The following is a 1,433-nucleotide window of genomic DNA, read 5'->3' as shown; positions in this document are numbered from 1 at the left end:
GACTTCGCCGGCGCCACCTCCTCGGCCTCCTCCAAGCTCGTCCACGGCGGTCTGCGCTACCTGCAGACCGGTGCGGTCAAGCTGGTGGCGGAGAACCACCACGAGCGCCGGGTGCTGGCCAAGGACGTGGCCCCGCACCTGGTCAACCCGCTCACCTTCTACCTGCCGGTCTACAAGGGCGGGCCGGTGGGTGCGGCCAAGCTGGGCGCGGGCGTCTTCGCCTACTCCGCCCTCTCGGCCTTCGGCGACGGCATCGGCAAGGTCATATCCCCGGCCCGTGCCGTCGCCGACAACCCGGGTCTGAAGACGGACAACCTCAAGGCCGTCGCGGTCTACTACGACCACCAGATGAACGACTCCCGCGTCGCCGTCATGACGGTCCGCGCGGCCGTCGAGTCGGGCGCGGTCGTCCTCAACCACGCCGAGGTCACCGGACTGCGCAAGACGCGCGGCCGGGTCACCGGCGCCGAGCTCAAGGACCGTCTCGACGGCACCGAGTTCGGGGTCGACGCGCGCGTCGTGCTCAACGCCACCGGCCCGTGGGTGGACCACCTGCGGCGCATGGAGGACAAGCACTCCATGCCGTCGATCCGCCTGTCCAAGGGCGCGCACATCGTCATGAAGCGCAAGTCGCCGTGGAAGGCCGCCATGGCCACCCCGATCGACAAGTACCGCATCACCTTCGCCCTCCCCTGGGAGGACCAGCTGCTGCTCGGCACCACCGACGAGGTGTACGAGGGCGACCCGGCGGACGTGCGCGCCACCGAGTCCGACATCGCCCAGATCCTGGACGAGGCGGCCTTCTCGGTGAAGGACGCGGACCTGGACCGCTCGCTGATGACGTACGCCTTCGCGGGCCTGCGGGTGCTGCCGGGCGGCCCGGGCGGTGTCGAGAAGGCCAAGCGCGAGACGGTCGTCTCCGAGGGCGCCGGCGGCATGCTGTCGGTGGCCGGCGGCAAGTGGACGACGTACCGTCACATCGGCCGTGTGGTCATGGACAAGCTGGCGAAGCTCCCGGGCAGTCCGCTGACCGAGGACATGGAGCCGGTGAAGTCGCTGGTGCGCCGGATCGCGCTGCCCGGTGTCGCCAACCCCAACGCGGTCGCGCACCGGCTGCTGGTGGACCGGGAGCCGGGCACGCGGATGGATCCGCTGACGGCCCGCCACCTGGCTTCCCACTACGGCTCGCTGGCCTTCGACATCGCGCGCCTCGCGAACGAGGACGCGGCGCTGGCGGAGCGGATCCACCCGGACGGTCCGGAGATCTGGGCGCAGGTCGCCTACGCCCGTGACAACGAGTGGGCCGAGACGGTCGACGACGTGCTGCGCCGCCGTACGACGGTGACGATCCGCGGCCTGGACGACGAGTCCGTGCGGGCCCGGGTCGAGGAGATGCTGGGCCGTAAGGCATAGGTCCTGCGCAGGTGGGGAAG

At 70.9% G+C, this 1,433-nt stretch carries 1 protein-coding gene; it reads left to right on the top strand.

From position 1 onward, the window contains the following. Positions 1-1,413 (top strand): glycerol-3-phosphate dehydrogenase/oxidase (locus ACWGIU_RS37845; protein ID WP_453712612.1); only part of this gene is annotated, 1,413 nt, incomplete at its 5' end. Positions 1,414-1,433: the final 20 nt, after the last annotated feature.

The organism is Streptomyces sp. NPDC054840 (assembly GCF_053611065.1).
Note: the sequence above shows the minus strand (reverse complement) of the source record. Positions and strands in the feature narration are given on the sequence as shown.